The 25,234-nt window shown below is 33.6% G+C and carries 18 protein-coding genes; all 18 read left to right on the top strand.

The annotated features are described in order from the left end of the window. Window positions 1–438 precede the first annotated feature (438 nt). Window positions 439–1,647, top strand: coding sequence for a phage integrase SAM-like domain-containing protein (locus WBN21_RS06625; protein ID WP_424198632.1), 1,209 nt, complete (start codon window positions 439–441; stop codon window positions 1,645–1,647). A gap of 349 nt (window positions 1,648–1,996) precedes the next feature. Further along, the gene (locus tag WBN21_RS06630; protein WP_424198634.1) at window positions 1,997–2,998 is read left to right on the top strand and encodes a GntR family transcriptional regulator; all 1,002 of its coding nucleotides are present in this window, start codon (window positions 1,997–1,999) and stop codon (window positions 2,996–2,998) included. A gap of 182 nt (window positions 2,999–3,180) precedes the next feature. Then, window positions 3,181–4,008, top strand: a complete 828-nt coding sequence (locus WBN21_RS06635) for an SDR family oxidoreductase (RefSeq protein ID WP_424198636.1) — start codon at window positions 3,181–3,183, stop codon at window positions 4,006–4,008. A 12-nt stretch (window positions 4,009–4,020) separates the two neighbouring features. Then, a complete protein-coding gene (locus tag WBN21_RS06640) occupies window positions 4,021–4,992 on the top strand; it encodes a Gfo/Idh/MocA family protein (RefSeq protein WP_424198638.1) in 972 nt (323 codons plus the stop codon). A gap of 9 nt (window positions 4,993–5,001) precedes the next feature. Then, complete coding sequence (gene uxuA, locus WBN21_RS06645; RefSeq protein WP_424198640.1) at window positions 5,002–6,177, top strand: mannonate dehydratase; 1,176 nt, start codon at window positions 5,002–5,004, stop codon at window positions 6,175–6,177. Window positions 6,178–6,195: 18 nt separating this feature from the next. Continuing rightward, the gene (kduI, locus tag WBN21_RS06650) at window positions 6,196–7,038 is read left to right on the top strand and encodes a 5-dehydro-4-deoxy-D-glucuronate isomerase (RefSeq protein WP_424198642.1); all 843 of its coding nucleotides are present in this window, start codon (window positions 6,196–6,198) and stop codon (window positions 7,036–7,038) included. 4 nt (window positions 7,039–7,042) lie between these two features. Then, window positions 7,043–7,837, top strand: coding sequence for a gluconate 5-dehydrogenase (locus WBN21_RS06655; protein WP_424198644.1), 795 nt, complete (start codon window positions 7,043–7,045; stop codon window positions 7,835–7,837). Window positions 7,838–7,839: 2 nt separating this feature from the next. Continuing rightward, complete coding sequence (locus WBN21_RS06660) at window positions 7,840–9,018, top strand: DUF4861 family protein (RefSeq protein ID WP_424198646.1); 1,179 nt, start codon at window positions 7,840–7,842, stop codon at window positions 9,016–9,018. An 8-nt stretch (window positions 9,019–9,026) separates the two neighbouring features. Next, a complete protein-coding gene (gene uxaC, locus WBN21_RS06665) occupies window positions 9,027–10,430 on the top strand; it encodes a glucuronate isomerase (protein WP_424198648.1) in 1,404 nt (467 codons plus the stop codon). A gap of 15 nt (window positions 10,431–10,445) precedes the next feature. Further along, entirely contained in the window at window positions 10,446–11,420 is a 975-nt protein-coding gene (locus WBN21_RS06670; RefSeq protein ID WP_424198650.1) for a TRAP transporter substrate-binding protein, read from the top strand. Between the two features lie 2 nt (window positions 11,421–11,422). Next, window positions 11,423–11,914, top strand: a complete 492-nt coding sequence (locus tag WBN21_RS06675) for a TRAP transporter small permease (protein WP_424198652.1) — start codon at window positions 11,423–11,425, stop codon at window positions 11,912–11,914. 2 nt (window positions 11,915–11,916) lie between these two features. Continuing rightward, on the top strand, window positions 11,917–13,221 hold the full coding sequence (locus WBN21_RS06680; RefSeq protein ID WP_424198654.1) for a TRAP transporter large permease: 1,305 nt from the start codon (window positions 11,917–11,919) through the stop codon (window positions 13,219–13,221). 225 nt (window positions 13,222–13,446) lie between these two features. Continuing rightward, window positions 13,447–14,616: an alginate lyase family protein gene (locus WBN21_RS06685; RefSeq protein WP_424198656.1), complete on the top strand. Its 1,170-nt coding sequence runs from the start codon at window positions 13,447–13,449 to the stop codon at window positions 14,614–14,616. A gap of 191 nt (window positions 14,617–14,807) precedes the next feature. Then, window positions 14,808–17,945: a SusC/RagA family TonB-linked outer membrane protein gene (locus tag WBN21_RS06690; RefSeq protein ID WP_424198658.1), complete on the top strand. Its 3,138-nt coding sequence runs from the start codon at window positions 14,808–14,810 to the stop codon at window positions 17,943–17,945. A gap of 13 nt (window positions 17,946–17,958) precedes the next feature. Then, window positions 17,959–19,863 (top strand): RagB/SusD family nutrient uptake outer membrane protein, encoded by a 1,905-nt coding sequence (locus WBN21_RS06695; protein ID WP_424198660.1) that lies wholly within the window; start codon window positions 17,959–17,961, stop codon window positions 19,861–19,863. A gap of 39 nt (window positions 19,864–19,902) precedes the next feature. Next, the gene (locus WBN21_RS06700; protein WP_424198662.1) at window positions 19,903–22,926 is read left to right on the top strand and encodes a SusC/RagA family TonB-linked outer membrane protein; all 3,024 of its coding nucleotides are present in this window, start codon (window positions 19,903–19,905) and stop codon (window positions 22,924–22,926) included. Between the two features lie 27 nt (window positions 22,927–22,953). Further along, window positions 22,954–24,681 (top strand): RagB/SusD family nutrient uptake outer membrane protein, encoded by a 1,728-nt coding sequence (locus WBN21_RS06705; RefSeq protein WP_424198664.1) that lies wholly within the window; start codon window positions 22,954–22,956, stop codon window positions 24,679–24,681. A gap of 39 nt (window positions 24,682–24,720) precedes the next feature. Continuing rightward, window positions 24,721–25,234, top strand: a 514-nt coding sequence (locus WBN21_RS06710; RefSeq protein WP_424198666.1) for a DUF1735 domain-containing protein, incomplete at its 3' end; no start/stop codon positions are given.

Here is a 25,234-nt window from a genome sequence, read left to right on the forward strand (position 1 = left end):
GGTTTCTAAAGGAGAAATAGACATACCAGCGTTTGGTTAAATCGCCTTTGGCATTATATATTTTAGGTGTAGAATATTGGGTTTTTAGGGTCAAATCGTGTTCTGGATTGTATTCAAAAACGTGTTCACTTTTGTACTCAAATGTAAGAATTTTGTTTAAACTAGACATAAAAAAAACGGTTTAGTGTGAACCAAACCGTTTGTTTATGCGCAATTTTGAATTGTAGCGAGAGGGGGGCACGATCCCCCGACCTCCGAGTTATGAATTTGGAGCAATACATATCAAATTAATATTAATACCTTTAAAATCAATTGTTTAACGATTTTTTAAATTTATTTGTCATCAAATGAATGCAATTGATATCAAAGAATGTTTTAGCTATGTTTTAGCAGCGTTTAATTATTAAGAATTGTATTTTTATTTTATATCAAATAATTATGTCATCAATCACCACTTTTTTAGTTAAGCGGCCAAATTCAAAAAAATTATATCCAATAACAATTAGGATTATTAAGGATAGAAAGCCAACGTACATTTATTTAGGTCAAGCTATTAAACTGACGCAATGGGATTCTAAAAATGGTCGAGTAAAGAATTCTCATCCTGATCATTTAGAAATAAATCAACTAATTATAAGTAAATTATCTAAGGCAAATAAAAGTCTCATAGAAGCAGAAATAAAAGACCAATATCTGTCGTCAAAAGGCATTAAGCAAAAAATTATTTCGAATAAAGCAGGTGATTTTTTTAAAGTTGCAAAAGTCTATTTAAAAAAGATTGAGGATAGAAATAAATTCCACCAATTTGATATTGAAATTAAGCGCATAGAAGTTTTTAAAGAATTTATAAAAAAAGATAAAATTTTTTTTAATGAAATAAGTATTGAATTACTCATAAAATTTGAGAACTTCTTACTTAGTAAACGTAACCTTTCAAAACGCACAGTAGTAAATTATATGATTACCATTAGAACCATTTTTAATTTGGCAATAGAAAATTCTTCAGCGGATGCAAAGTTATATCCTTTTGGAAAAGGTAAATACAAAATAAAATTTCCAGAAACTCAAAAGATAGGGTTGAATATTGATGAAATTAAAATTCTTGAAAACCTAAATGGGTTGACAGAAGCACAACAATATGCTTTAGATGTTTGGTTAATTAGTTTCTATTTTGCAGGTATAAGGGTTAGTGATGTATTAAAGTTGAAATGGAGTGATTTTATGGATGATCGATTGCATTACAGAATGGGAAAGAATAGTAAGTTAGTCTCATTAAAAGTTCCAAATAAAGTTGTAAATATTTTAAGTAAACTTGAGAGGGATTTGAACTCAGTATATATATTTAAAGAGTTGGAAGACGTTGATGAAAAAGACTATAAGTTATTAAGAACTAGAATAAAAACGGCAACAAGAAATTTTAATAGAAGGTTAGAAATAGTTGCGGTAAAAGCGGGAATAAATAAGAAATTGAGCATGCATATTGCACGGCATAGTTTTGGAAATATTTCTGGAGATAAAATTCCTATTCAAATGTTACAGAAATTATATAGACATTCTTCCGTGACAACTACAATATTATATCAGTCCAATTTTGTTCAACGAGATACAGATGAGGCGCTAGATAAAGTTATTAATTTTAATAAATAATTTATTTTGAAAATAAAGTGGGGCAATGCAAAATTTAGTTTTGGAGTATAAAAAGTGTTTAGTAGTGATTAAAAAATATTTGGATAATAAATTAAGTACCTTTTCTATTCTCTTTTTTTTTTTAATAAGTTTTATTCTTGTTCTTTTTATAGGATAGATTTTTCAGAAATGTACAGTAATTTAATTTCTAAATATGAAAATTTATAATTTTGAAAAATAGATATTCATACATTAAATATAGTAGTAAAAACAAAGTATTATACTTACCGATACTACAGGATAGTTTTTGTTTATTAGTATTTTAAATTTAATTACTTTTTTAAGGTTTTTATTTAATTGTATTTAATTAATGGAGGAAAGTTTAGTTAAAATAAAAAATTTAGATCGTAACGATATTCCCAAATACAAAATAATATATAATGCTTTTAAAGAGTCAATTGAGACAAAAACTTATAAACCTGGAGATAGCATACCTTCTATAAATGAATTTAGTAAAGCGTATAGAATTTCTAGAGATACAGTCTATAAAGCATACACATTATTAAAGAATCAAGGCTTAATAAAATCTACTCCCAACAAAGGGTATTATATAAATGACAACAAACTAAAGGTGCTTTTGTTAATAAGCACTTTTAAGGCCTACAAAGAAGTCATGTATCATTCTTTTATGGAAAAATTACCTGATAATGTAATTGTGGATTTACAATTTCATCATTATAATGTTAAGAATTTCAAGAATATGTTAGATCTTGATTCTGGAGAATATTACAAATACATTGTCATGGGTTTTAATCATCCAGAGGTAATAAAAGCTATTAAAAAAATAGATGATAATAGACTTTTATTGATAGATTGGGATTTGTCTTCAAAAAAAACAACAAATTACCTTTTGCAGGATTTTGGTAAAGGATTTTATAAATGTTTAGAAAATGCTCTGCATTTATTTAAAAAATATGATACTATTAATTTTATATATCCTGAATATAGTTTTCATCCTTGGGAAAGTGTCGCCTTTTTTAAAAAATTCTGTAATAAACATAACCTTCACCATCGCGTCATAAAAAGTTCAAAAGAATTTAAAATTAAAACCAGAAATGCTTATATAAGTGTGAATGATAGAATGCTTTATGAGTTACTTGATCAATGTCTTTTGTACAATTTAGATCTAGGAAAAGATATAGGAGTATTGTCGTATAACGAAACTCCTATTAAAAGGTTAACATACAAAGGTATTTCGGTAGTTTCGGTCGATTTTAAAGAGTTTGGAGCTAGGGCAGCAGATTTTATTACATCTAATAAACAAATTCAATTATATCTACCAACTACTTTAACTTTACGACAATCATTATAATTTAGTTTCTTAGGTATAAATTTCATTAAAGTTATGGTTTGATTTTTTAGGTAATTATAATAAGCGTGCAGGACAGAACAGGACGGGTAAGCTTGCCTTCTTTTCTATATTTGTTTGTAAGCTGAGTTTTAATAAACTTAAAAATTTAAGTTGAATTTAGCGATTATAATACTTAATAGTTAATGAATAAAACAATTGTTTTAACCGGTGCTGGTGGCGTCCTTTGCGGAACATTAGCAAAAGCACTAGCAAAAGAAGGGCACAATATTGCCGTATTAGATTTGCAAAAAGATGCTGCAGATAGAATTGCAAATGAGATTAATAATAAGGGAGGAAAAGCAATTGGAGTAACTGCAAACGTGCTTGAAAAGGAATCTTTACAAAAAGCAAAAAAAGAGGTAAATGAGGTATTTGGTGGTTGCGATATTTTAATAAATGGAGCTGGAGGTAATCATCCCTTAGGAACAACAAGTAACCCTTTTTTACAAGCCGAAGATTTGCTTAATAAAGCCGAAGGTTTTAAAACGTTTTTTGATTTAGATCCTTCAGGTATTCAATTCGTTTTTAATTTAAATTTCATTGGAACGCTTTTACCTACTCAAATTTTTGCACCGGATATGGTTGGAAGAGAAGGATGTAGTATTTTAAACATTTCTTCCATGAATGCCTTTACACCACTAACTAAAATCCCTGCTTATAGTGGAGCCAAGGCTGCCGTTTCTAATTTCACGCAATGGTTAGCAGTTCATTTTTCAAAGGTAGGTATTCGGGTTAACGCGCTAGCGCCAGGGTTTTTCCTAACAGATCAAAATAGAAGTTTGTTAACTGAAAGTGATGGCAGCTTAACACCCCGCGGAAACCAAATTATTGAGCAAACACCAATGGGGAAATTTGGAGAACCGGAAGATTTAGTTGGTACGACACTTTGGTTATGCGGAGAAGGTTCTTCATTTGTTACAGGTGTTGTTATTCCAATTGATGGTGGTTTTAGTGCTTATAGTGGGGTTTAATTATATTTTAAAATGGCGGATAAAAAAACTATTAAGTGGGGAATTATAGGATGTGGGGATGTTGCTGAAGTAAAAAGCGGGCCTGCATTTCAAAAATGTGAAAACTCACAGCTATTGGGTGTAATGCGCAGGAATGGTGACTTGGCAAAAGATTTTGCGAAACGTCATAATGTTCCAACATGGTTTGATGATGCAGCTAAACTTTTTAATAATCAAGATATAAATGCAGTTTACGTTGCTACGCCACCGTCAACACACTTAGATTATGCATTAAAGGCTTTAAAAGCGGGTAAAGATGTTTATATAGAAAAGCCCATGGTACTCTCAAGTAAAGAAGCTTCGCTACTTGAAAATGCGGTTAACGAGAGTAATAATAAACTTGTTGTTGCACATTATAGGAGGTTTTTACCTATCTATTTAAAAGTTAAAGCTTTAATTGATAGCAATGCTATTGGGGCTATTAAATTTGTCGATTTAAGATTTTTACAACCTCATGATTTTAATGATAAAGCCACATGGCGATTGGATGCTGAAGTATCAGGAGGAGGGTATTTTCATGATATAGCACCACATCAAATAGATTTAATGTATCACTTCTTTGGTGCATATAATTCAGCTAAAGGTATTGCTGTAAATCAATCTAAAAACAATAAGGTTGATGATACGGTAAATGGTATTATCGATTTTAAAAACGGTATTCAGTTCAGAGGGATGTGGTCTTTTGCAATTCCTAAGTATTTAGAAGAAGATTGCTGTACAATTTTCGGCGAAGAAGGTAAAATAGCATTCTCATTTTATGAAGAAAAACTAACCTTAGATGCAAAAGGAGAAAGCCAAACTTTTAATTTTAAAAATCCTATAAATATACAGCAACCTATGATACAAGAAACTGTTAATTATTTTTTAGGAAAACGAAATAACCCATGCCCAGTAAAAGAGGGCATAGTGGTCATAAATTTAATGGAAGCATTTACAAACGCATAATAGATATATATGGAACAAACATGGAGATGGTACGGGCCAAAAGACCCAGTTACATTATCTGACATTAAACAGGCAGGGGCTACAGGTATTGTATCTGCGTTACATCATGTACCCAACGGAGAGGTTTGGACAGTTGATGAAATTCTAAAAAGAAAAGAAATAATTGAAACAGCAGGTTTAAAATGGTCTGTTGTAGAGAGTATTCCGGTACACGAAAATATCAAAACACGTTCAGGTAATTTCGAGAAATATATTCAAAATTATAAATCGAGCATTGAAAATTTAGCAAAGTGTGGTATTAAAATAGTATGTTATAATTTTATGCCTGTTTTAGATTGGACCCGAACCGACCTTAGTTTTGAGGTTGAAGATGGGTCTAAAGCACTTCGTTTTGATGTTGTTGCTTTTGCAGCTTTTGAATTGTTTTTGTTGAAAAGACCGGGAGCAGAAAATGACTATTCTGACGCACAACAGAAAGCAGCTAAAACCTATGTTGATAATCTTTCTGAGAAAAGTAAAAAACAATTAATTAATAATATTATTGCTGGATTGCCCGGTGCAGAAGAAGGTTATACTTTAAAACAATTTCAAACCATCTTAGATACTTACAAGAATATAGACGCCAAGGCATTAAGAGAAAATCTTGTGGCTTTCCTAAAAGCGATTATTCCAACGGCTTCTAAAAATGGAGTTTTAATGTGTATTCATCCTGATGATCCGCCATATCCAATTTTAGGTTTGCCTAGAGTAGTAAGTACAGAAGCTGATTACGCCTATTTGTTTGATAATGTGCCAGACAGATCAAACGGTATTACCTTTTGTACAGGTTCTTTAGGTGTAAGAGCCGATAACAATTTGGTAAACATATTTAAACGATTTGCCGATCGTGCTCACTTCTTACATTTAAGAAGTACAAAAAGAGATGATGAAGGTAATTTTTATGAAGCCAATCATTTAGAAGGCGATGTAGATGTCTATAATGTAGTTAAACAAATACTAGTAGAAGAAAAAAGACGAAAACAAGAAGGTAGATCAGATTTTGCTATACCTATGCGACCAGATCATGGGCACCAAATGCTTGATGATTTGCATAAAAAAACTAATCCTGGATATTCGGGAATTGGTAGGTTACGCGGTTTAGCAGAATTGCGCGGATTAGAATTTGGATTAAAACAAATCATATAATAAAAAAGTATAAAAACCATGAAAACGCACTACGAAACACGATATGCTTCAAGCCCAAAAGCTGTAAAAGCTTATGACACCGAAGAGCTAAGAGACGAGTTTTTAATAGATAATTTAATGCAAGAAGATAAAATTCAATTGGTGTATTCTCACTATGATAGGTTTATCTCAGGAAGTGCTGTGCCAACAGTAAGCCCGTTAAAATTAGAAGCTATAGAACCTTTAAAAGCCGACTTTTTTTTAGAAAGAAGAGAGCTAGGAATAATCAACATTGGTGCCGCTGGTGTTGTTAATGTTGATGGCAAAGCATATGCTTTAGCACATAGAGAGGCCTTATACGTTGGGCAAGGAAATAAGGACGTATCGTTCTCAAGTAATTCTGCTAAAGATCCGGCTCAGTTTTATATCAATTCCACACCAGCCCACAAAGCATATCCCAATAAAAAAATAGGAATTAATGACGTTGAGGTTATCGAGTTAGGCGCTCCTGAAACAGCAAATGCACGTACATTAAGAAAATACATTGTAAATAGCGTGGTTGATGTTTGCCAGTTACAAATGGGAATGACAACGTTAAAATCTGGTAGTTCTTGGAATACCATGCCTGCTCATGTTCATGACAGACGTATGGAAGTCTATTTTTATTTTGAAGTTGATGCAGATCAGGCAGTATGCCATTTTATGGGTCAGCCTCAAGAAACTCGCCATATATGGGTTGGAAATAATGAGGCCGTAATATCACCACCATGGTCTATACATTCAGGTTCCGGAACCAGTAGTTATTCATTTATCTGGGGAATGGCAGGCGAGAATTTAGATTATGGCGATATGGACCATTGTAAAATAAACGAATTAAAATAAATTTATGAGTACATCACTTTTTGATATTTCTGGAAAAAATGCCTTAGTAACAGGAAGCACTCACGGCTTAGGAATGGCCATGGCTAGAGGCTTAGGTTTGGCAGGCGCCACAATAATTGTTAATGGAAATTCTTCACAAGCAAAAATTGATGAAGCTGTAAACCAATACAAAAAAGAAGGCATTCATGCCGTTGGCTACAAATTTAATGTTGCAGATGAAACGCAAGTTATAGCGGCTATTGCAAAGATAGAAGCGGAAGTTGGACAAATAGATATTTTAATCAACAATGCAGGTATTATAAAAAGAACACCGCTTATTGAAATGGAGGTTGCCGATTTTAAACAGGTTATTGATATTGATTTGGTTAGCCCTTTTATAGTATCAAAACATGTGGTGAAAGGAATGATTTCTAGAAAATCAGGAAAGGTAATTAACATCTGTTCCATGATGAGTGAGCTAGGGCGTAATAGCGTTGGTGCTTATGCAGCAGCTAAAGGCGGTCTAAAAATGCTCACACAAAATATGGCCACAGAATGGGCAAAACACAATATTCAAGTTAATGGTATTGGTCCAGGATATTTTGCAACCTCACAAACGGCGCCAATAAGAGTAGAAGGGCATCCGTTTAACGATTTTATTATCAATAGAACGCCTGCAGCAAAGTGGGGCGACCCTAATGATTTGGCAGGAGCCGCTATATTTTTATCTTCAAAAGCAAGTGATTTTGTTAACGGACATGTAGTGTACGTTGATGGAGGTATTTTGGCAACCATTGGTAAACCATCAAACGAAAATTAATCATGAAAAATCTACTGTTTCTTTTATCATTATCTTTTATTACTCTTTTTGTTAGTTGTAAAACTCAGTCGGCTCACGTAATAACAATTACCAATAATTTAAATATCCCTCGTTCATTAGAAACCATAGAGATTAATAAATCTGATTTAACTTTGAAGCACGGAGAAAGCTTCGAAAAGCTATCTGTTAAAGATTTAGAAACAAAATCTATTTTAGTTTCTCAATTTGTAGATGATAATCAAGATGGCGAAGTAGATAAGTTATTATTTCAACCAGAAATAGAAGCTAATTCTAATAAGAAGTTTGAGTTAATTCAAGTTGATGAAGGCTCTAAACCAGAAATAATAGATTATTGTTACTCCAGGTTTGTACCAGAACGAACCGATGATTATGCTTGGGAGAATAATAAAGTAGCTTTTAGAACTTATGGACCTGTAGCTCAAAAAATGGTTGAAGATAACATAAAAGGTGGTACGCTTTCAAGTGGTATTGATGCATGGTTAAAGCGCGTAGAATATCCTATTATCAATAAATGGTACAAAAAAAATGATGAAAAATTAGGAGCTTATCATAAAGATGATGGCGAAGGTTTGGATAATTTTCATGTTGGTGTAAGCAGAGGCGTTGGCGGAATTGCGGTTAAAAAAGACACAACCTATTATGTGTCTCGAAATTTCACAAACTGGAAAACGATTACAACAGGTCCTATAAGAACTAGTTTTATTCTAGAATATGCCGATTGGGACGCAGATGGACAAACCATTTCTGAAACCAAGCATATTGCTTTAGATTATGGAAGCAATATGTCTAAATTTGAAATCGAACTTTCAGGAACAAACGCCATATCAGCAGGATTAACCCTTCATGAAAATGATGGTGAACCAACTCAAAACGAAGAAAATGGTTGGATTTCATACTGGCAACCTCATGAAGACTCCGAGTTAGCTACCGCCATTGTAGTACCAAATGGTAATATGATTGATTCGGAATTATATGTTACATCGCTTAAAGATCAAAGTAATCTATATACTCAAATTAAAGTAAATAACGGAAAAGCAGTTTATTACGCAGGATTTTGTTGGAAAAAAGCAAATCAGTTTGCTTCAAAAGCAGATTGGGAAACTTATTTAAGTGATTTCAACAAAAAAATAAATAATCCTTTAGTGGTTAGTTTCAATTAATAAAATTTATGAATTCAAGTAATTTTATAACAGATAATTTTATTTTACAATCAGAGGTTGCAGAAACGCTGTATCATAAATATGCCAAAGATTTACCTATTATAGATTATCATAACCATTTATCTGCAAAACAAATCGCCGAAGATAAACCTATAAAAAATATTACTGATGCTTGGTTAGAGGGCGACCACTACAAGTGGAGAGCGATGCGCGCAAACGGTATCGATGAGAGTTTTATAACCGGCTCCGCAACTTCCAAAAAAGAAAAGTTTTTAAAATGGGCAGAAACGGTACCATTCACAATACGAAATCCTCTATTTCATTGGACGCATTTAGAGCTAAAACGCTATTTTAATATAGATGATATATTACAACCAAGCACAGCAGAGTCTATTTACAATAGAGCTAACGCTATTTTAGAAAACAAAACACCAGCACAGTTATTAGAAGATTTAAAAGTTGAGGTGGTATGCACTACAGACGATCCTATAGATGATTTAAAATATCACATACAAATAGCCGAAAAAAACTTTTTCACAAAAGTATTCCCAACTTTTAGACCCGATGCTTTATTGAGTATTGAAAAACAGAATTTTGCAAGCTATATTAATAAGCTTAGCAGTTGCGTAGCGTTTTCAATCGATAATTCAAATGATTTATTGAAAGCTATTGAAGCGCGTATTGCGTTTTTTGATTCACTAGGATGTAAATTATCAGATTATGGTTTAGAAAAAGTTTTTGCTTCAGATTTTACCGACGCACAAGTAGATGCCATATTCAAAAAACGAATGGCAGGCAATGAAATTTCTCAAGAGGAAGCACAAGTTTATGCATCTTGTATCCTAGTTAAATTATGTGAAATGTATCATGCTAAAGGATGGACACAGCAATTTCATATAGGAGCTCTTCGAAATAATAATAGCAGGTTATTAAATGAAATTGGTTTAGATGCTGGCGTAGATTCTATAGGTGAATTTCCTGCAGCACTTGCCATGTCTAATTTATTTAATAGGCTTAATTTATCGAACAAATTAGCAAAAACCATAACCTATAATTTAAACCCATCTCAAAACGAAATATTCGCAACCATGATGGGTAATTTTCAAAACTCAGATATGCCCGGAAAGATGCAATGGGGTTCGGGTTGGTGGTTTCTAGACCAAAAAGACGGTATGGAAAAGCAATTAAATTGCCTTTCGAATATGGGCTTATTAAGTAGGTTTGTTGGAATGCTTACAGATAGTAGAAGCTTTCTGTCTTTTCCGAGACATGAGTATTTCAGACGTATATTATGTAATCTATTAGCTGAAGATGTAAAGCAGGGTCTTATCCCAAATGATACAGTTTTTTTAGGAAAAATGGTTCAGGATATTTGTTATAACAATGCCGTAAATTATTTCAAGTTTAATTAAGTAAAAGAAAGTACTATGCAACATAAATTAATTCTATTAGCTATTCTTTTTATGAGTATTGCTTCTTGTGAAAAAGCAGGTACGGGCAAGGTTTTATATTTAGGCCATACACTACCTCAAACACATCCTGTACACAAAGGGATTTTGGAATTCCAGAAGGCTTTAGAAACCAAATCAAAAGGAAGTTTAAAAGTTAAAATTTTTCCTGACGCGCAACTAGGTTCAGAAAGAGAAGTTTTAGAATTATTACAAATTGGATCTGTTGCGGCTACAAAGGTAAGTGCCGCTACGTTGTCTAATTTTGTGCCGGAATACCACCTTTTAGGAATTCCTTATTTATTTCGTGATAAAGAACACCAATTTGATGTTTTAGAAGGCGACATTGGTAAATCAATATTAGAGAAAGGAAGCAAATTTTGGCTTCGTGGACTCTGTTATTACGATGCAGGAAGTAGAAGTTTTTACACCAGCGAAAAAGCAATCCGGACACCTGATGATTTAAAAGGATTAAAAATTAGAGTGATGAACAACCAAATGGCCATTAATATGGTAAATTCCATGGGTGGTTCTGCAACGCCTCTTGCATACGGAGAATTATATACAGCTATTCAGCAAGGCGTTGTTGATGGTGCAGAAAATAATCCGCCATCATTTGTGTCTTCAAATCATTATGAAATTAGTAAATATTACACCTTAGATGAGCACTCTTCCGTACCAGATGTACTTTTGATAGGCACTAAGTTTTGGGATAAACTATCCGAAGAGGAAAAAATATGGGTGCAAGAAGCAGCCGATGAATCTGCTCAAGCTCAAAAGCAATATTGGAATGATTCAGTAGAAGAATCCATGAAAATAGCTAAAGCAGCAGGCGTAGAAATTATTATTCCTGAAAAATCATTGTTTGCTGAAAAATCAAAATCTGTTGTTGAAGAGTTTGTGAAAGAATTTCCAGAAATGGCTTCAATTGTAAATCAAATTATAAATAATTAATTATGAATAAAGCTGAAGGTATTTTTAATAGAGTAAGCCGCATACTTGAATGGTTTATGATTATCATTTTTGCGCTTTTAGTTCTAGATGTTTTGTTTCAAGTGTTTTCCAGATATCTTTTAGGAACATCTTTTACCTGGACAGAAGAGTTTGCAAGATTTGCTCTAATTTGGATGACCATTTTAGGAGCTGCCTATCTCAATGGAACACAGGAACATTTATCAATGGATTTTCTGTATCAAAAATTCTCTCAGACAAACAAGCGTAAAGCATCCATTTTAATAGAGGTATTAATATTCTTGTTTGCTTTAATAGTTATGGTTATTGGTGGATTAAATTTAGTCTACACTACATTGCACTTAGAGCAACTTTCAGGGACATTACGAATCCCTTTAGGCTATGTTTATGCTATTATGCCTTTTAGTGGTTTTCTAATCATGTGCTTTTCAATTTATCACATTTCAAACATTATTAATAACAAAAACAATAATTAATTATGAGTATAGAAGTTATAAGTATTATCGTTTTGTTTATTAGTTTCTTTTCACTTTTGTTACTTAAAGTGCCGGTGGCATACAGTATCGGAATTTCAACAACATTAAGCTTGTTATTGAATATAGATAAAATGCCTGGGTTAACTACCATTGCTCAGCGTATGACGACAGGAATTGATAGTTTCGCATTATTGGCGATTCCGTTCTTTATCTTGGCTGGTGATATTATGAAACAGGGCGGAATTGCAAACCGACTCATTAATTTTGCTAAATCTTTAGTGGCAAGCCTCCCAGGAGGACTAGCCTATGTAAATATATTAGCATCTATGTTATTTGGCGCTATCTCAGGTTCTGCGCTTGCTGCGGCATCAGCCATTGGTAGTATCATGACAGACAGGATGGAAGATGAAGGCTATCCTAGAACACTTAGTGCATCTGTAAATATTACAGCATCAACAACAGGTTTATTGATTCCTCCCAGTAATATTTTAATTGTGTATGCTTTGGCAAGTGGAGGAACAGCCTCTGTAGCAGCCTTGTTTATTGCAGGTTATCTTCCGGGAATATTATTAGGTTTTGCCATTATGGGATATGTTGCTTTTATAGCTATTAGTAAGGGCTATGCAAGAGGAAAACGAGCAACTTTTTTTGAAGTTTGGACGTTTTTCAGAAAGGCTTTTTTTAGTTTGCTATTGCTAGTAATTGTAGTTGGAGGTATTGTAGCAGGTATATTTACCGCAACGGAAGCCTCCGTAATTGCAGTGTTATATGCAGCAATTTTGTCGCTGGTTTATGGCGACATGAAAATAAAGGATTTTTCAGGAGTATTATTATCAAGTGCAAAAACAACGGCTGTTGTTATGTTTTTAATTTGTACTTCTATGGCTATGTCGTGGTTGTTTTCTTTTGAAGGCATTCCAGAAATGATAAGTACGTTTTTATTAGAATCACTAAATAATAAATTTGCCATCTTTTTAGCAATTAATCTTATCTTACTAATTATCGGAACGTTCATGGATATGACGCCTGCAGTATTAATTTTTACACCCATCTTTTTGCCAGTTGTAACCACCTTAGGTATGGATCCGGTGCACTTTGGAATTGTAATTGTGTTGAATTTATGTATTGGTATTTGTACACCTCCAGTTGGCACGCTCCTCTTTGTGGGAAGTGGTGTTGCTAAAGTTTCGGTAACACAGGTTATAAAACCCTTGCTTCCGTTTTTAGCAATCATGGTCATTGTATTAATGTTGATAAGTTTTATACCAGAAATTTCATTGTACTTGCATAGATTGTTTGGTTTGTAAGCTTAATAAATACGCTATTATTTAGCGAGATTAACTTAAAACCAATAGTATTTGTTTTGAAAAAAATGGAAACTCTAAAGGGTGTTATTTATATTTTGAAGAGGAAGACATTAATGATGAAGTTTATTTAAAGGGTAAATATATTGATGAAGAAACTTGGTTATATTGATTTAATGATTGATATAACAGTTGATATTATATAACTTCAAAACCCATAGAATAGATATGAAATGCAAATATATTTATATTACTTTTTTTATATTATTAGCATCTTGTTCAAAGGAAACTAAAAGTGATTTTGAAATAGTTAAAGACTTAGAAAAACATAGAATTCAAGAAAATGCTCAAAAATTTTTGAATTTAGAACCAGTTACGGTTACATCTTATACCTCTATAAGAAGTGCAGGAACAAAGCATGATTTTTATTCTGAAGGTGATTATTGGTGGCCTAATTCCGACGACCTTGATGGCCCTTATATTCGTAAAGACGGATTATCAAACCCAGATAATTTTGTGTCACACAGGCATGCAATGATTAGACTTAGTCAAATATCAGGCGCTTTAGCTTCCGCATATCTAATTACAAAAAACGAAGTTTATCTGCATAAACTGATGCCTCATTTAAAGGCTTGGTTTGTTAATGAAGATACCAAGATGAATCCACATTTACTTTATGCACAAGCCATAAAAGGAAAAGTAACAGGAAGAGGTATTGGTATTATTGACACCATTCATTTAATAGAAGTTGCATTAGCTGTAAAAGTAATTGAGGACTCAGACCTATATGATAAGCAAGAAGTAAGGGAAATAAAAGATTGGTTTTCGCAATACTTAAACTGGCTTACTACCCACAAATATGGTATTAAAGAACGTGATAATGGGAACAATCATAGTACTTGTTGGGCGATGCAAGTAGCCGCCTTTGCGAAGGTAGTAGATAATAAAGAGCAGATATTGTTTTGTAAGCGTATGTTTAAAAATAAGCTTATGCCAGAGCAAATGGCAATTGATGGAAGTTTTCCGAAAGAATTAGCAAGAACCAAACCCTATGGTTATTCCATTTTTAATTTAGATGCCTTGTCTGGTTTAGCACAACTATTAACCACAAATGAAGATAATCTTTTTACCTATCAAACTAATGAAGGTAAAAGTTTAAAACTAGGAGTTCAGTTTTTGTACCCTTATATAAAAGATAAAAAAACATGGCCTTTTAAAAAAGATGTTATGTATTGGGAAGATTGGCCAACAAAACAGCCAGCGCTACTTTTTGCGGGGTTAATGTTTAATAACAATAATTATATTGAAACATGGAAAACGCTACCCGAAATACCTAATAAGCATGAAGTAATAAGAAACATGCCAATTAGGTACATGTTATTGTGGATTCAGAATTAATACTATTCAATACATTAAAAGTTCTATAATCTAGATTTTTTTTATTAAATACACCAACATGCAGTATAGTACAGGATAGTTGAACAATGAATATGTTGTAAAATTGTTAACATATATTTAAGACTAATATTTATTAAATGAGTCTTAAGTATAACAACTAAATAAATTATATGTTAAAACTAAAACTCAAAATGAAACAAAAATTTAAAAGACAATTTCCTGTCTTTGGTTGGGTGTTAATGCTAGTACTGGTAATGTCCGGTTTTACTAGTGTTAGTTTACAGGCACAGGAAAGAATTTCTGGTGTTGTCAATGATGTTGGTGGTATGCCTTTACCTGGTGTAAGTATCATCCAAAAAGGGACTACTCGAGGAGCGGTAACAGATTTTGACGGAAACTATACGCTTGAATTAACAGATGGCGAAAAAACTTTAGTATTTTCTTATCTAGGTTTTAAAACGGTAGAAATTCCAGTAAAAGGTAAAACCACCATTAATGTAAATCTAGAGGAAGACATAGCAAGTCTAGACGAAGTAGTTGTTGTAGGTTATGGTACCCAGAAAAAAGAGAGTGTAGTGGGAGCTATCACTCAAGTAAAAGGTGCCGATTTAATGGAACGGGCAGCAGGTATAGCTAATGTTGAAGAAGCATTACAAGGGAATTTACCAGGTGTTACTGCAATACAAGGTAGTGGAGCTCCTGGCGAGGATAATATAAAAATATTTATTCGTGGACTAAGTTCATGGAACGGTGAAGGAGGTCCTCTTATTCTGGTGGACGGTGTTAAGAGGTCCATGACTGATATAGACATGAATGATATTGAAAACCTATCTGTGCTTAAAGATGCTTCTGCTACGGCTGTATTTGGTGTAGAAGGCGCAAATGGTGTAATATTAATTACTACCAAGAGGGGGAAAAGAGGAAAAGCGGAGTTATCCCTAAATGTGAATACAACCATTAAAATGATTTCGCAATTGCCACAAAAATTAGATTCTTATGATGCGTTAATACAGGCAAATAGCTCTATTCTTAGAGAATTAGCAATATCGCCAAATTCATGGGGAGATTATACACCATTGGCTATTCTTGATAAATACCGTAACCCTGCTTCTCTGGAAGAAAGTTATATTTATCCTAATGTTGACTGGGAAGATGAATTGTTGAAAGATTTTGCACAAGATTATAGAATTAATTTCTCTGTACGTGGTGGTAATAAAACGGCCAAATATTTTGGTAGTTTAGCTTACCAAACAGTAGATGATATTTTTGATGGTGGTAAATACGATAATGGAAGAGGAAATCTTGGTGAGTTCAACTACGAAAGATTTAATTTTAGAAGTAATATTGATTTTAATATTACAAGTACTACTGAGTTGTCTGTTAATCTTTCTGGTTTTTTAGGTGTTAGAGAAAATCCTGCTAGTGTGAATAATGTTACAAATGGAATTTACCAAATAGCACCAAGTCTATATACGCCTGTATATCCAGATGGTTTTTATGGGCGATCTATAAATTCTGCTTTTATTTTCAATAACCCTATTGTTGCTTTGTCGGCATCAGGGTATGATACTTTTAGGAACTTCCAAGTAAATACAGATTTTATACTAAAGCAAAAATTAGACTTTATTACAGAAGGATTGTCTTTTCAAGGACGATTTTCGCTAGATAATAATATGAGGAGTAAGCAATCTTTAAATGATGGGGGTGTACAATATAGATTTTACGATGGTGATAGTGAGCAGTTTGATATTCCAGATAGTGGTAGTCGATTTGATTATGTTCAAGCACCATGGACTTTGGGAACTTCAGAGGTTGAGAATGGTCAAAGAGAAAGAAGCTTAGTTTATGATTTTTCTTTAAATTATGATACGGTATTTGCTGAGAAACATAATTTTACAGCGCTGTTTTTAATGAGAAGACAAGAAACTGCTACAGGTAGCGTTTTTCCACGGTACCGAGAAGATTGGGTAGGAAGGGTAACTTATAATTACGATTCAAGATACTTTTTGGATGTAAACGGGGCTTATAATGGGTCTGAAAAATTTGGTCCAGGATTCCGTTTTGACCTCTTTCCTTCCCTAGCATTAGGATGGACGCCTTCAAACGAAGCTTTTTTAGAAAATGCAGATTGGTTAAATAAACTTAAATTTAGAGGGTCCTATGGGCTTGTTGGTGATGATAATTCAGAGGGAAGGTTTAAATATATTACCGGATGGGCAAATGGAGGTTATTTATTTGGTTCTGCATTTTTAGTACCAAGTTCATTTCAAGGCAGCGGAGCAAGATCACCTTATACGTTTTATAGAGAAGATTTTGTTGGAAATCCAAATCTTCAATGGGAGACAGCTCTTAAATATAATATAGGGGCCGAGTTCTCTATATTTGATGGTTTGTTAACAGGTGAATTAGATTATTTTGCAGAAGATCGCGATAATATTGTAGTTCTAGGTAGTAGTAGTTCTACTGTGCCAGATTTATTTGGAGCAACGGCTCCAGATATTAATAAAGGTGCAGTTGAGGTAAGAGGTTTTGAGATTGTTCTTGGCACCAGTTATACATTTGAGAGCGGGTTAAATCTATTTGGTAATTTTAATTACACACAAGCAATAGATAAAGTTATAATAAGAGATGATCCATTATTTAGACCTGATTATCAAAAGTTGGCTGGTTATCCAATTGGGCAAGGAAGAACAGCCATTCCTGCAGGAATATTAACCAGTTGGGATGATGTATATATGTCAACACCAGTAATAAACGGTCAGAACGTAACCCGTGTGGGGTATTATGACGTTGTTGATTTTGATGGAGATGGAATTTATAATTCTAATTTTGATAACGCTCCTTTTGGATATCCAGATCAACCACAAAGAAACTGGAGTGCTACTCTTGGGGCGCGCTATAAAGGGTGGAATATTTCAGCTCAGTTATATGGCACTCAAAATGCTTCTAGACGATTTAGTAACAATACATTTTCGCAACAAACACCATTAATTTTCACACAAGATTTAGATTATTGGACCGTAGATACGCCTAACAATACAGATACACAACCTGCATGGCAAGCAAATGGAGCTACCAATCCTAGAGATGGCTGGTTGGATGGATCATTAACAAGGCTTAAAGCAGTTTCAATATCTTATGATACACCAAGTAAGTTTTGTGAAAAACTTGGACTTAGTAAGCTTACGTTATTTGCCAATGGTAATAACTTGTTCTTATGGTCCGACTTACCTGATGATAGAGAGTTTAATACCTCATCTGATGCACAGTCTAGAGGGGATTATCCTACCTTAAAAAGATTTAACTTTGGTTTTAATATGAATTTTTAAAAAAAAAGAAATAATGAAAAACTATAAAATAAAATTAATAATAATCCTAGGACTCGTATTGTCGTTTTCCTGCGAGGATTATTTAGATCAGGCACCAGAGTCAATCATAGACGAGGTAGAGGTTTTTTCAACATTTAAAAATGCACAAGGTTTCGTTGAAGAAATGTATGCCTCAGTCGTATCTTATGAAATGCAAGCGCATACCTTTCAAGATTTTCTTTTGGGTGATGATGGGCATGTTAATAGAGAAGCCAAAATAAGTGGTGATATTGATGCAGGTAACTTCAATGCTGTAATATCAGATAATTTCTCTTACTTTGTTAACCACCTAAATTCTAATTATGGATCGACAGGGAGCAATTCAGCCAATGTTGATAATGATAATAATTTTAATAGACAAAGACCAGGGTTATATGATGGCAGCATCCGTGGTATTCGTAAAGCTAATATTGTAATTGAGAATGTTGAGAATAAGGATTTAATGGTAAATGCCACTCAAGCGGAAAAAGATGTTATTCTTGGACAAGCTTATTTTTTTAGAGCATTTTTCCATAATGAAATTATGAAATTTTGGGGGCGTTATCCATACATTGATAGAGTTTTAATAGATGATTTTGAGATACCACGTCCAGAAACCTATAAAGAAGTTGCTTTACTAGCTAATGAAGATTACAAAAAAGCCATTGAGTTATTACCTATAGATTGGGATAACGAGGCTTATGGACAACTAACATTTGGTGAAAATAAAGGTAGGCTTACTAAAGGAACGGCTTATGCTTTTCAAGGTAAAAACCTACTTATAGCAGCAAGCCCTTTAATGTTTGGAAATAACGGTAGTATTAATACGTATCAATATGACACAGAGTTATGTGACATGGCTGTTGATGCTTTTTCTGGAATTCTTAAATTAGCCGACCAAGGACGTTATGCATTAGCTTCTTGGGAAAATTATGATGAGGTGTTTTGGAAATCGCCAACACCTAATGCATGGCCAGGAGGCACGGAATATGTGTTTTCTGCTGGAGGAGGTAATCAAGGTCAAGTTGAAAGATTTATGACATCGGGAGTAAATAGAGATATACATGGTAGCATATCAGAAAATATCTCTCCTACTCATAATTTTATTCATTACAATTTTGGAATGTCTAATGGACTTTCTATAGAGGATGATCTTAGTGGTAATTTCGGACCAACATTGTTCGACCCTACTAAACCTTTTGAAAATCGTGATCCACGCTTTTACAGATGGCATATTATAGATGGTGAGGAGGTAGCTCCAAAAGCAACAGGAGGAGACGCACAGCACAGATTTGCTCAACTTTGGTATGATAATGCAGATAATGCAGGGATACACCGTAGAACAATTTTTGATAATAAAAAATCTACAACAGGCTATATGTGGACAAAATTTTATCCTAAAGTTGATGGCGAGTATCATAGTAAATGGAATAATATTATAGGACAATATTCTGGTATGCGTATGCATATGAGACTTACAGATGTTTATTTAATGTATGCAGAGGCATTACATGCATCTAAGGGAGCGACTACAGCACCAGCCTCTTATGGCTTAACTGCTGAGGGAGCTATTAATTTATTTCGTAATCGCGCGGGTATTCCTAATGTACATGCTAGTATAGTTGCAGATAACAATATGTTTATGGATGAACTTAGAAGAGAAAGAGCGGTTGAGTTAAGTTATGAAGCGCATCGCTGGGTAGATATTCGACGATGGGGAGTAGCACATTTAGATAGATACAAAAGAAAATTAGCCTTAGATTTTCCAGAAGACAGAACTAGTTTCACAGAAAGAATTATTGTTGAGAGAGTTTGTGAGTACCCTCAGCACTATTGGTTACCATTTAAAGCTGAACAAACACAAATTTACGAGGGTTTCCCTCAAAATCCAGGGTGGTAGGCTTGTACAAATTCGTTTTAATTAATATAGAGAAAAAAAATGAAGATAAATAAAATATATAGGTTGTTTACTTTAGCTTGCTTAATGTTTTTTGGCATTTGTAATGTTACAATGGCTCAAACAAAGGGTATAAATGTAAAAGCAACTGTGGTTGATGAACAAGGCAACCCCATAAACGGAGTGACTGTTTTTAGCCCTAATGGAAATAAAGCATCCTCGGATGCTAATGGACAGTTTCAAATTTCATTACTTAATGATGAATCTGTTGTAATTGAAAAAAAAGGTTATGAATCAGAACTTATTAATATGTCTGATTTAACAGGTAACATTACCTTGATGAAATCGCCTTTCCTCGCATCGGAAGATGACGAAATTAAGATGGGCGTTGCCACTAAAGATCGTCGTGATATTGTGGGAGCAGTATCATCAATAAACACGAGGGACCGTTTAACCTATGACAATACCCAATGGGTAAGAGATTACATTAATGGTCTTACCTTAGGGGTAAGAGGCTCAGATAATATTAGAGGAATAGGCGATGCTATTTTTGTTATTGATGGTGTAATTGGTCGTGATCCTAATATTTTAAATATGGAAGAGGTTGAGCAGATAACGGTTCTTAAAGATGCCAATTCTGTGGCCTTATACGGTAGTCAAGGAAGAAATGGTGTTATTGTTATTAACACTAAACGCGGTAAAATTAATAGAAAAGAAATTAATGTAAATATACGCTCTGGTATTAGTACGCCTAGGGCTTTGCCAAATTATTTGAGTTCAGCGGCATACATGACACTTTTTAATGAAGCTAGAAATAATGATGGGTTAGATGATTTTTTTGCGCCATCACTTATTCAAGAATTTAGAACTAGTTCTAATAGTTACAAATACCCAGATGTTGACCTGTATTCAAGTGAATATGTACAACCCTTTATAAATTCTACAAGCGTTATTTCCGAGTTTTCTGGTGGAAATGATAAAAATCAATATTATGTTAATGTAGGCTGGAATAGTCAAGATGCTTGGGTTAATATAAATGACGACTTCAATGCTGGTGCTAATCGTTTTAATGTAAGAGGTAACATAGATTTTAAAATAAATGATTGGATAACTAGTAGTCTTGATGGAATTGCCATTGTAAGCACAAGTAAGTCGTCAAGAGCTGATTTATTAAGTGAGGGCACTACTTTTAAACCAAATTCGTATTCGCCATTAATACCTATAGATTTAATAGACACTAGCGACCCTACAGTTGCAGGACAATTGGAAGCGGCACGTAAGTTTAATGGGTTTCTTTTGGGGTCAACACAGCAGTTCGGTACAGATGCACCTATAGCTCTGGCTATTGCTGGTGGTTATCGAAATACGGTGTTTCGTTCTACACAATTTAACAACGCAATTAATTTTGACTTAAATAGGGTAACGAAAGGCCTATCGGCTAAAACTTATGTAAGTTTTGATTTTTACGACTCTTATAATTTATCAATAGAGAACCAATTTAAAACATATGCTCCAGGTTGGGAAGGTGATAGCATAAATAATTTTGGTATTTTTGGTGAAGACCTAAAAGATCAAACTGAAAATGTTAGTACTAATGGTTTTGTATCTCGATTTGGTCTTTATGGACTGGTAAATTATGAAACCACTTTTGCTAAGGACCACTCATTAAACACAACTTTGTTAGGGTATTATAATTCGCAAAAGACAAACGATGTAATTCAAACAGATGTTGATGCTCATTTAGGATTTCAATTAGCTTATGACTTTAAGAAGAAACTATTTTTTGATTTTAGTGGAACCTATGTTAATTCGCTAAAACTGGCAGAAGGAAACAGAGGTGGTTTATCACCAACTTTGGGTGTGGCATATATTTTAAGTGAAGAACCGTTTTTAAAGAATAGTAATTTCATTAATTACCTTAAGTTAAAAGCCTCAGGAGGAATTATAAAATCTGATCAAGGTATTGATGGTTACTATTTATACAATGCAAACTATTCTGAGGGTAACAATTTTACTTGGGCTGATACAAATGCTAATCGCAGACAAAATATTTCGCAAGGAGAAAATCTTAATATAGATTTTGAAGAACGGATAGACTTGAATATTGGTTTTGAAAGTTATTTAATGAATTCGCTTTGGTTAGAGTTTAATTATTTTAAATCAGAGATCGATAAGCAGTTAACATTTTTAGATGCCGCTTACCCATCTTACTACGATACATTTAGACCTTATAATAATTTTAATAACGATGAATATACAGGTTTTGAAATAGGCATGAATTATAATAAAACCATTAATGATTTTTCATTGGGTATTGGTGCTAATGTTTTGTACAGTCAAACCAAAGCCCTAAAACGTTCTGAATTAAATGAGTTTGATTACCAAAATAGAGTTGGTAGAGAACTATCTTCAATTTTTGGATTAGTAGATCAAGGTTTTTATGCTGAAGCAGATTTTGATACAGATGGTAATTTAAATGCGGGTTTACCTGTTCCTAATTTTGGAAATGTTCAACCTGGAGATATAAAATATCAGGATCAAAACGGAGATAGTATTATTGATAATGATGACAGAATTGCGATCGGACAGTCTAGTAGTCCTTGGACCTATGGTGTAAACCTAAACTTAAAGTATAAATCATTTAATTTATTTATATTAGGGACAGGACAAACAGGCTCTGAAGGTAATAAGTTAAATAATAGTTTTAACAATTATTATAGCGTAAATGGTAATGCTAAGTATTCTGAGGTAGTTTTAGGACGTTGGACACCCGAAACGGCAAATACGGCAACGTTCCCAAGGTTATCATCACAAAATAATTCAAATAACTTTCAAACATCTTCATTTTGGTTGTATGATAACGCTTATTTTCAGATTAACCGTGCTCAGCTAACCTATGAATTCGATGATAATTTAAGTAATAAACTAGGCATGGAAGATTTAAGTATAAATCTTCAGGGAACTAATCTTTTGGAAATAGCTAAGAATAAGGATATTCGCCAATTAAGAATTGGTTCTGCGCCACTAACTAGAGCATTCACTCTAGGGGTGAGAGCGTCATTTTAATATAATTAGAAAATTTAGATAAATAAAATGAAAAATTTAATAAAATATATATTAATTATGTTGGTGTTTACTGGCATGATTGCTTGTGATACCTTGGAACCTATTGATGAAAACAGGTTAGATTTTGATTTTGTTAGCACGAATCCAGATGCGGCAGAAGGGATATTATTAAATGGATATTCAGGCTTGGTTAATCAATATTCATTTTCTGAAGCGGCTACTGATGATGCTGTTAATAATATTTTGGATAATAATTACAAGCGAATGGCTCTTGGTGAGTTAAACGCACAATTTAACCCGGCAGCACGTTGGAATAGTTTTGAACGTGTATTCTGGGTGAACCGATTCTTAGAAATTATTGAAGCTGGAGAAATACAATGGCACAGAGATGAAGTAACTAATGAAATGTTTAACCTTCGTTTGAAGGGAGAGGCACTTGCACTTAGAGCATTACACCATTTTTATGTGCTACAGGCGCATGCTGGAGTAGGAACTTCAGGAACGTTGTTAGGAATCCCATACTTTACTGAGTTTATTGAATCTGATGGTGATTTTAATACACCACGTTTATCATTTGAAGCTTCTGTGCAGGCCATTATGCAAGATTTCGATGCTGCTTTAGGTTTATTACCAACAGATTATGGATTAAGTGAGGGGAATGTAGACCCTTGGTACTCAAATTTAGAAAATTTTGATTATGTTAAATACCAAATTGTAAATGATAACTATTTTGAATTACGTATTACAGGAAGAATAGTAAAAGCACTTAAAGCACGTTTGGCCCTTTTTGCTGCAAGTCCGTCATTTTTAAATGATCAAAGCTATTATAATATGGCAGCAAATAACGCATCCGAAATTTTAAATACCATTGGTGGTGTTGCTGGGTTAGATCCAACTGGTGGCGAGTTTTATACATCAGATGATAATATTGTGAGTAGTGAAATGTTATGGCGTGGTTCTATAGGTAATAATAGTTCAACTTATGAGGAAAGAATGTTTCCACCTTCAGTTAATGGAAAGGGAGAGATTAATCCAACCCATAACTTTGTAATGGCATTCCCAATGCAAGATGGATACCCTGCAACCGTAGCTAATGGTTACGATCCGCAAAACCCTTATACAAATAGAGACCCTAGGTTAGATAAATATGTTGTTCTTAACGGTGCTTCTTATGGTGGTGGAACAATTAATACTGGTGTTGGTGGTGGAAATGATAGGTTAGATTCTATTCCTCAGCAATCAACAACTACTGGATATTACCTTAAAAAATTATTACAACCAGAAGTTAGAATTAATAATGATGGAACTACATCAGGGAAGAGACATGCTGATGTGTATTTTAGATATACTGAATTGTTTTTAATATTAGCTGAATCAGCTAATGAAATTGGTGGTCCAGACCATCAGGTTAATGGAATTACCGCTCGAGATGTGATTGCAGCAATACGTAATAGAGCCGGAATTGCATCACCAGATAATTACTTAGCATCTATTACTAGTAAAGAGGGAATGCGAGAACTTATTAGGAATGAACGTCGTATAGAACTAAGTTTTGAAGGACACAGATTCTGGGATCTTAGAAGATGGGGGCTATCTTTAAATGAAGCTGCTAAAGGTTACTTTTATGACGGAAGTAATTATGTTGAATTACCCTCTGTTGAAATTAGAAATTATCAACCATTTGCTACTTATATGCCAATTCCAAATGCTGAAACTATAAAGTTTTCGGAACTTGAGCAAAATAATGGATGGTAGGATAATCGCAAATTTTTAAATGACTTAAAAATATTAGATATGAAAATAAAATTAATAATAATACTAGCTATTGCCTTTAGTTTAATGGCTTGTGAGAATCAAGAAAATGAATTTGACGACTTTGGTTCAAGTTCAGTATATTTTCCATTTCAAACTCCTGTAAGGACACTAATTCAGGGTAAATATGATTTAGGATTTAATGAAAACGATAATAATGGTCGTTTTGAAATCGGTGTTGTCATGTCGGGAGTTTATAATAATAATAAAGACCGAAGAGTATATTTTGAACTAGCTCCGGAATTAATAGATCCTGCTCAATTGGTAGGGGTTGATGAAGTAAATGTAAAAATATTACCACCTGCTTACTATACTATTGAACAGGAAAGTCCGGTAACAATTCCTTCTGGTTCTACAAAAGGGCGTATTCCGGTGCAGCTTTCAGATGCGTTTTTTGATGATCCACTTTCATTTGTTACTGAAAATGATTCCGTTAACTATGTTCTCCCTCTTAGAATTACTGATTACGAAGAATTAGATTCGCTTTTAACAGGTG

This window comes from Algibacter sp., from assembly GCF_049667265.1.
GTDB lineage: Bacteria > Bacteroidota > Bacteroidia > Flavobacteriales > Flavobacteriaceae > Algibacter_B.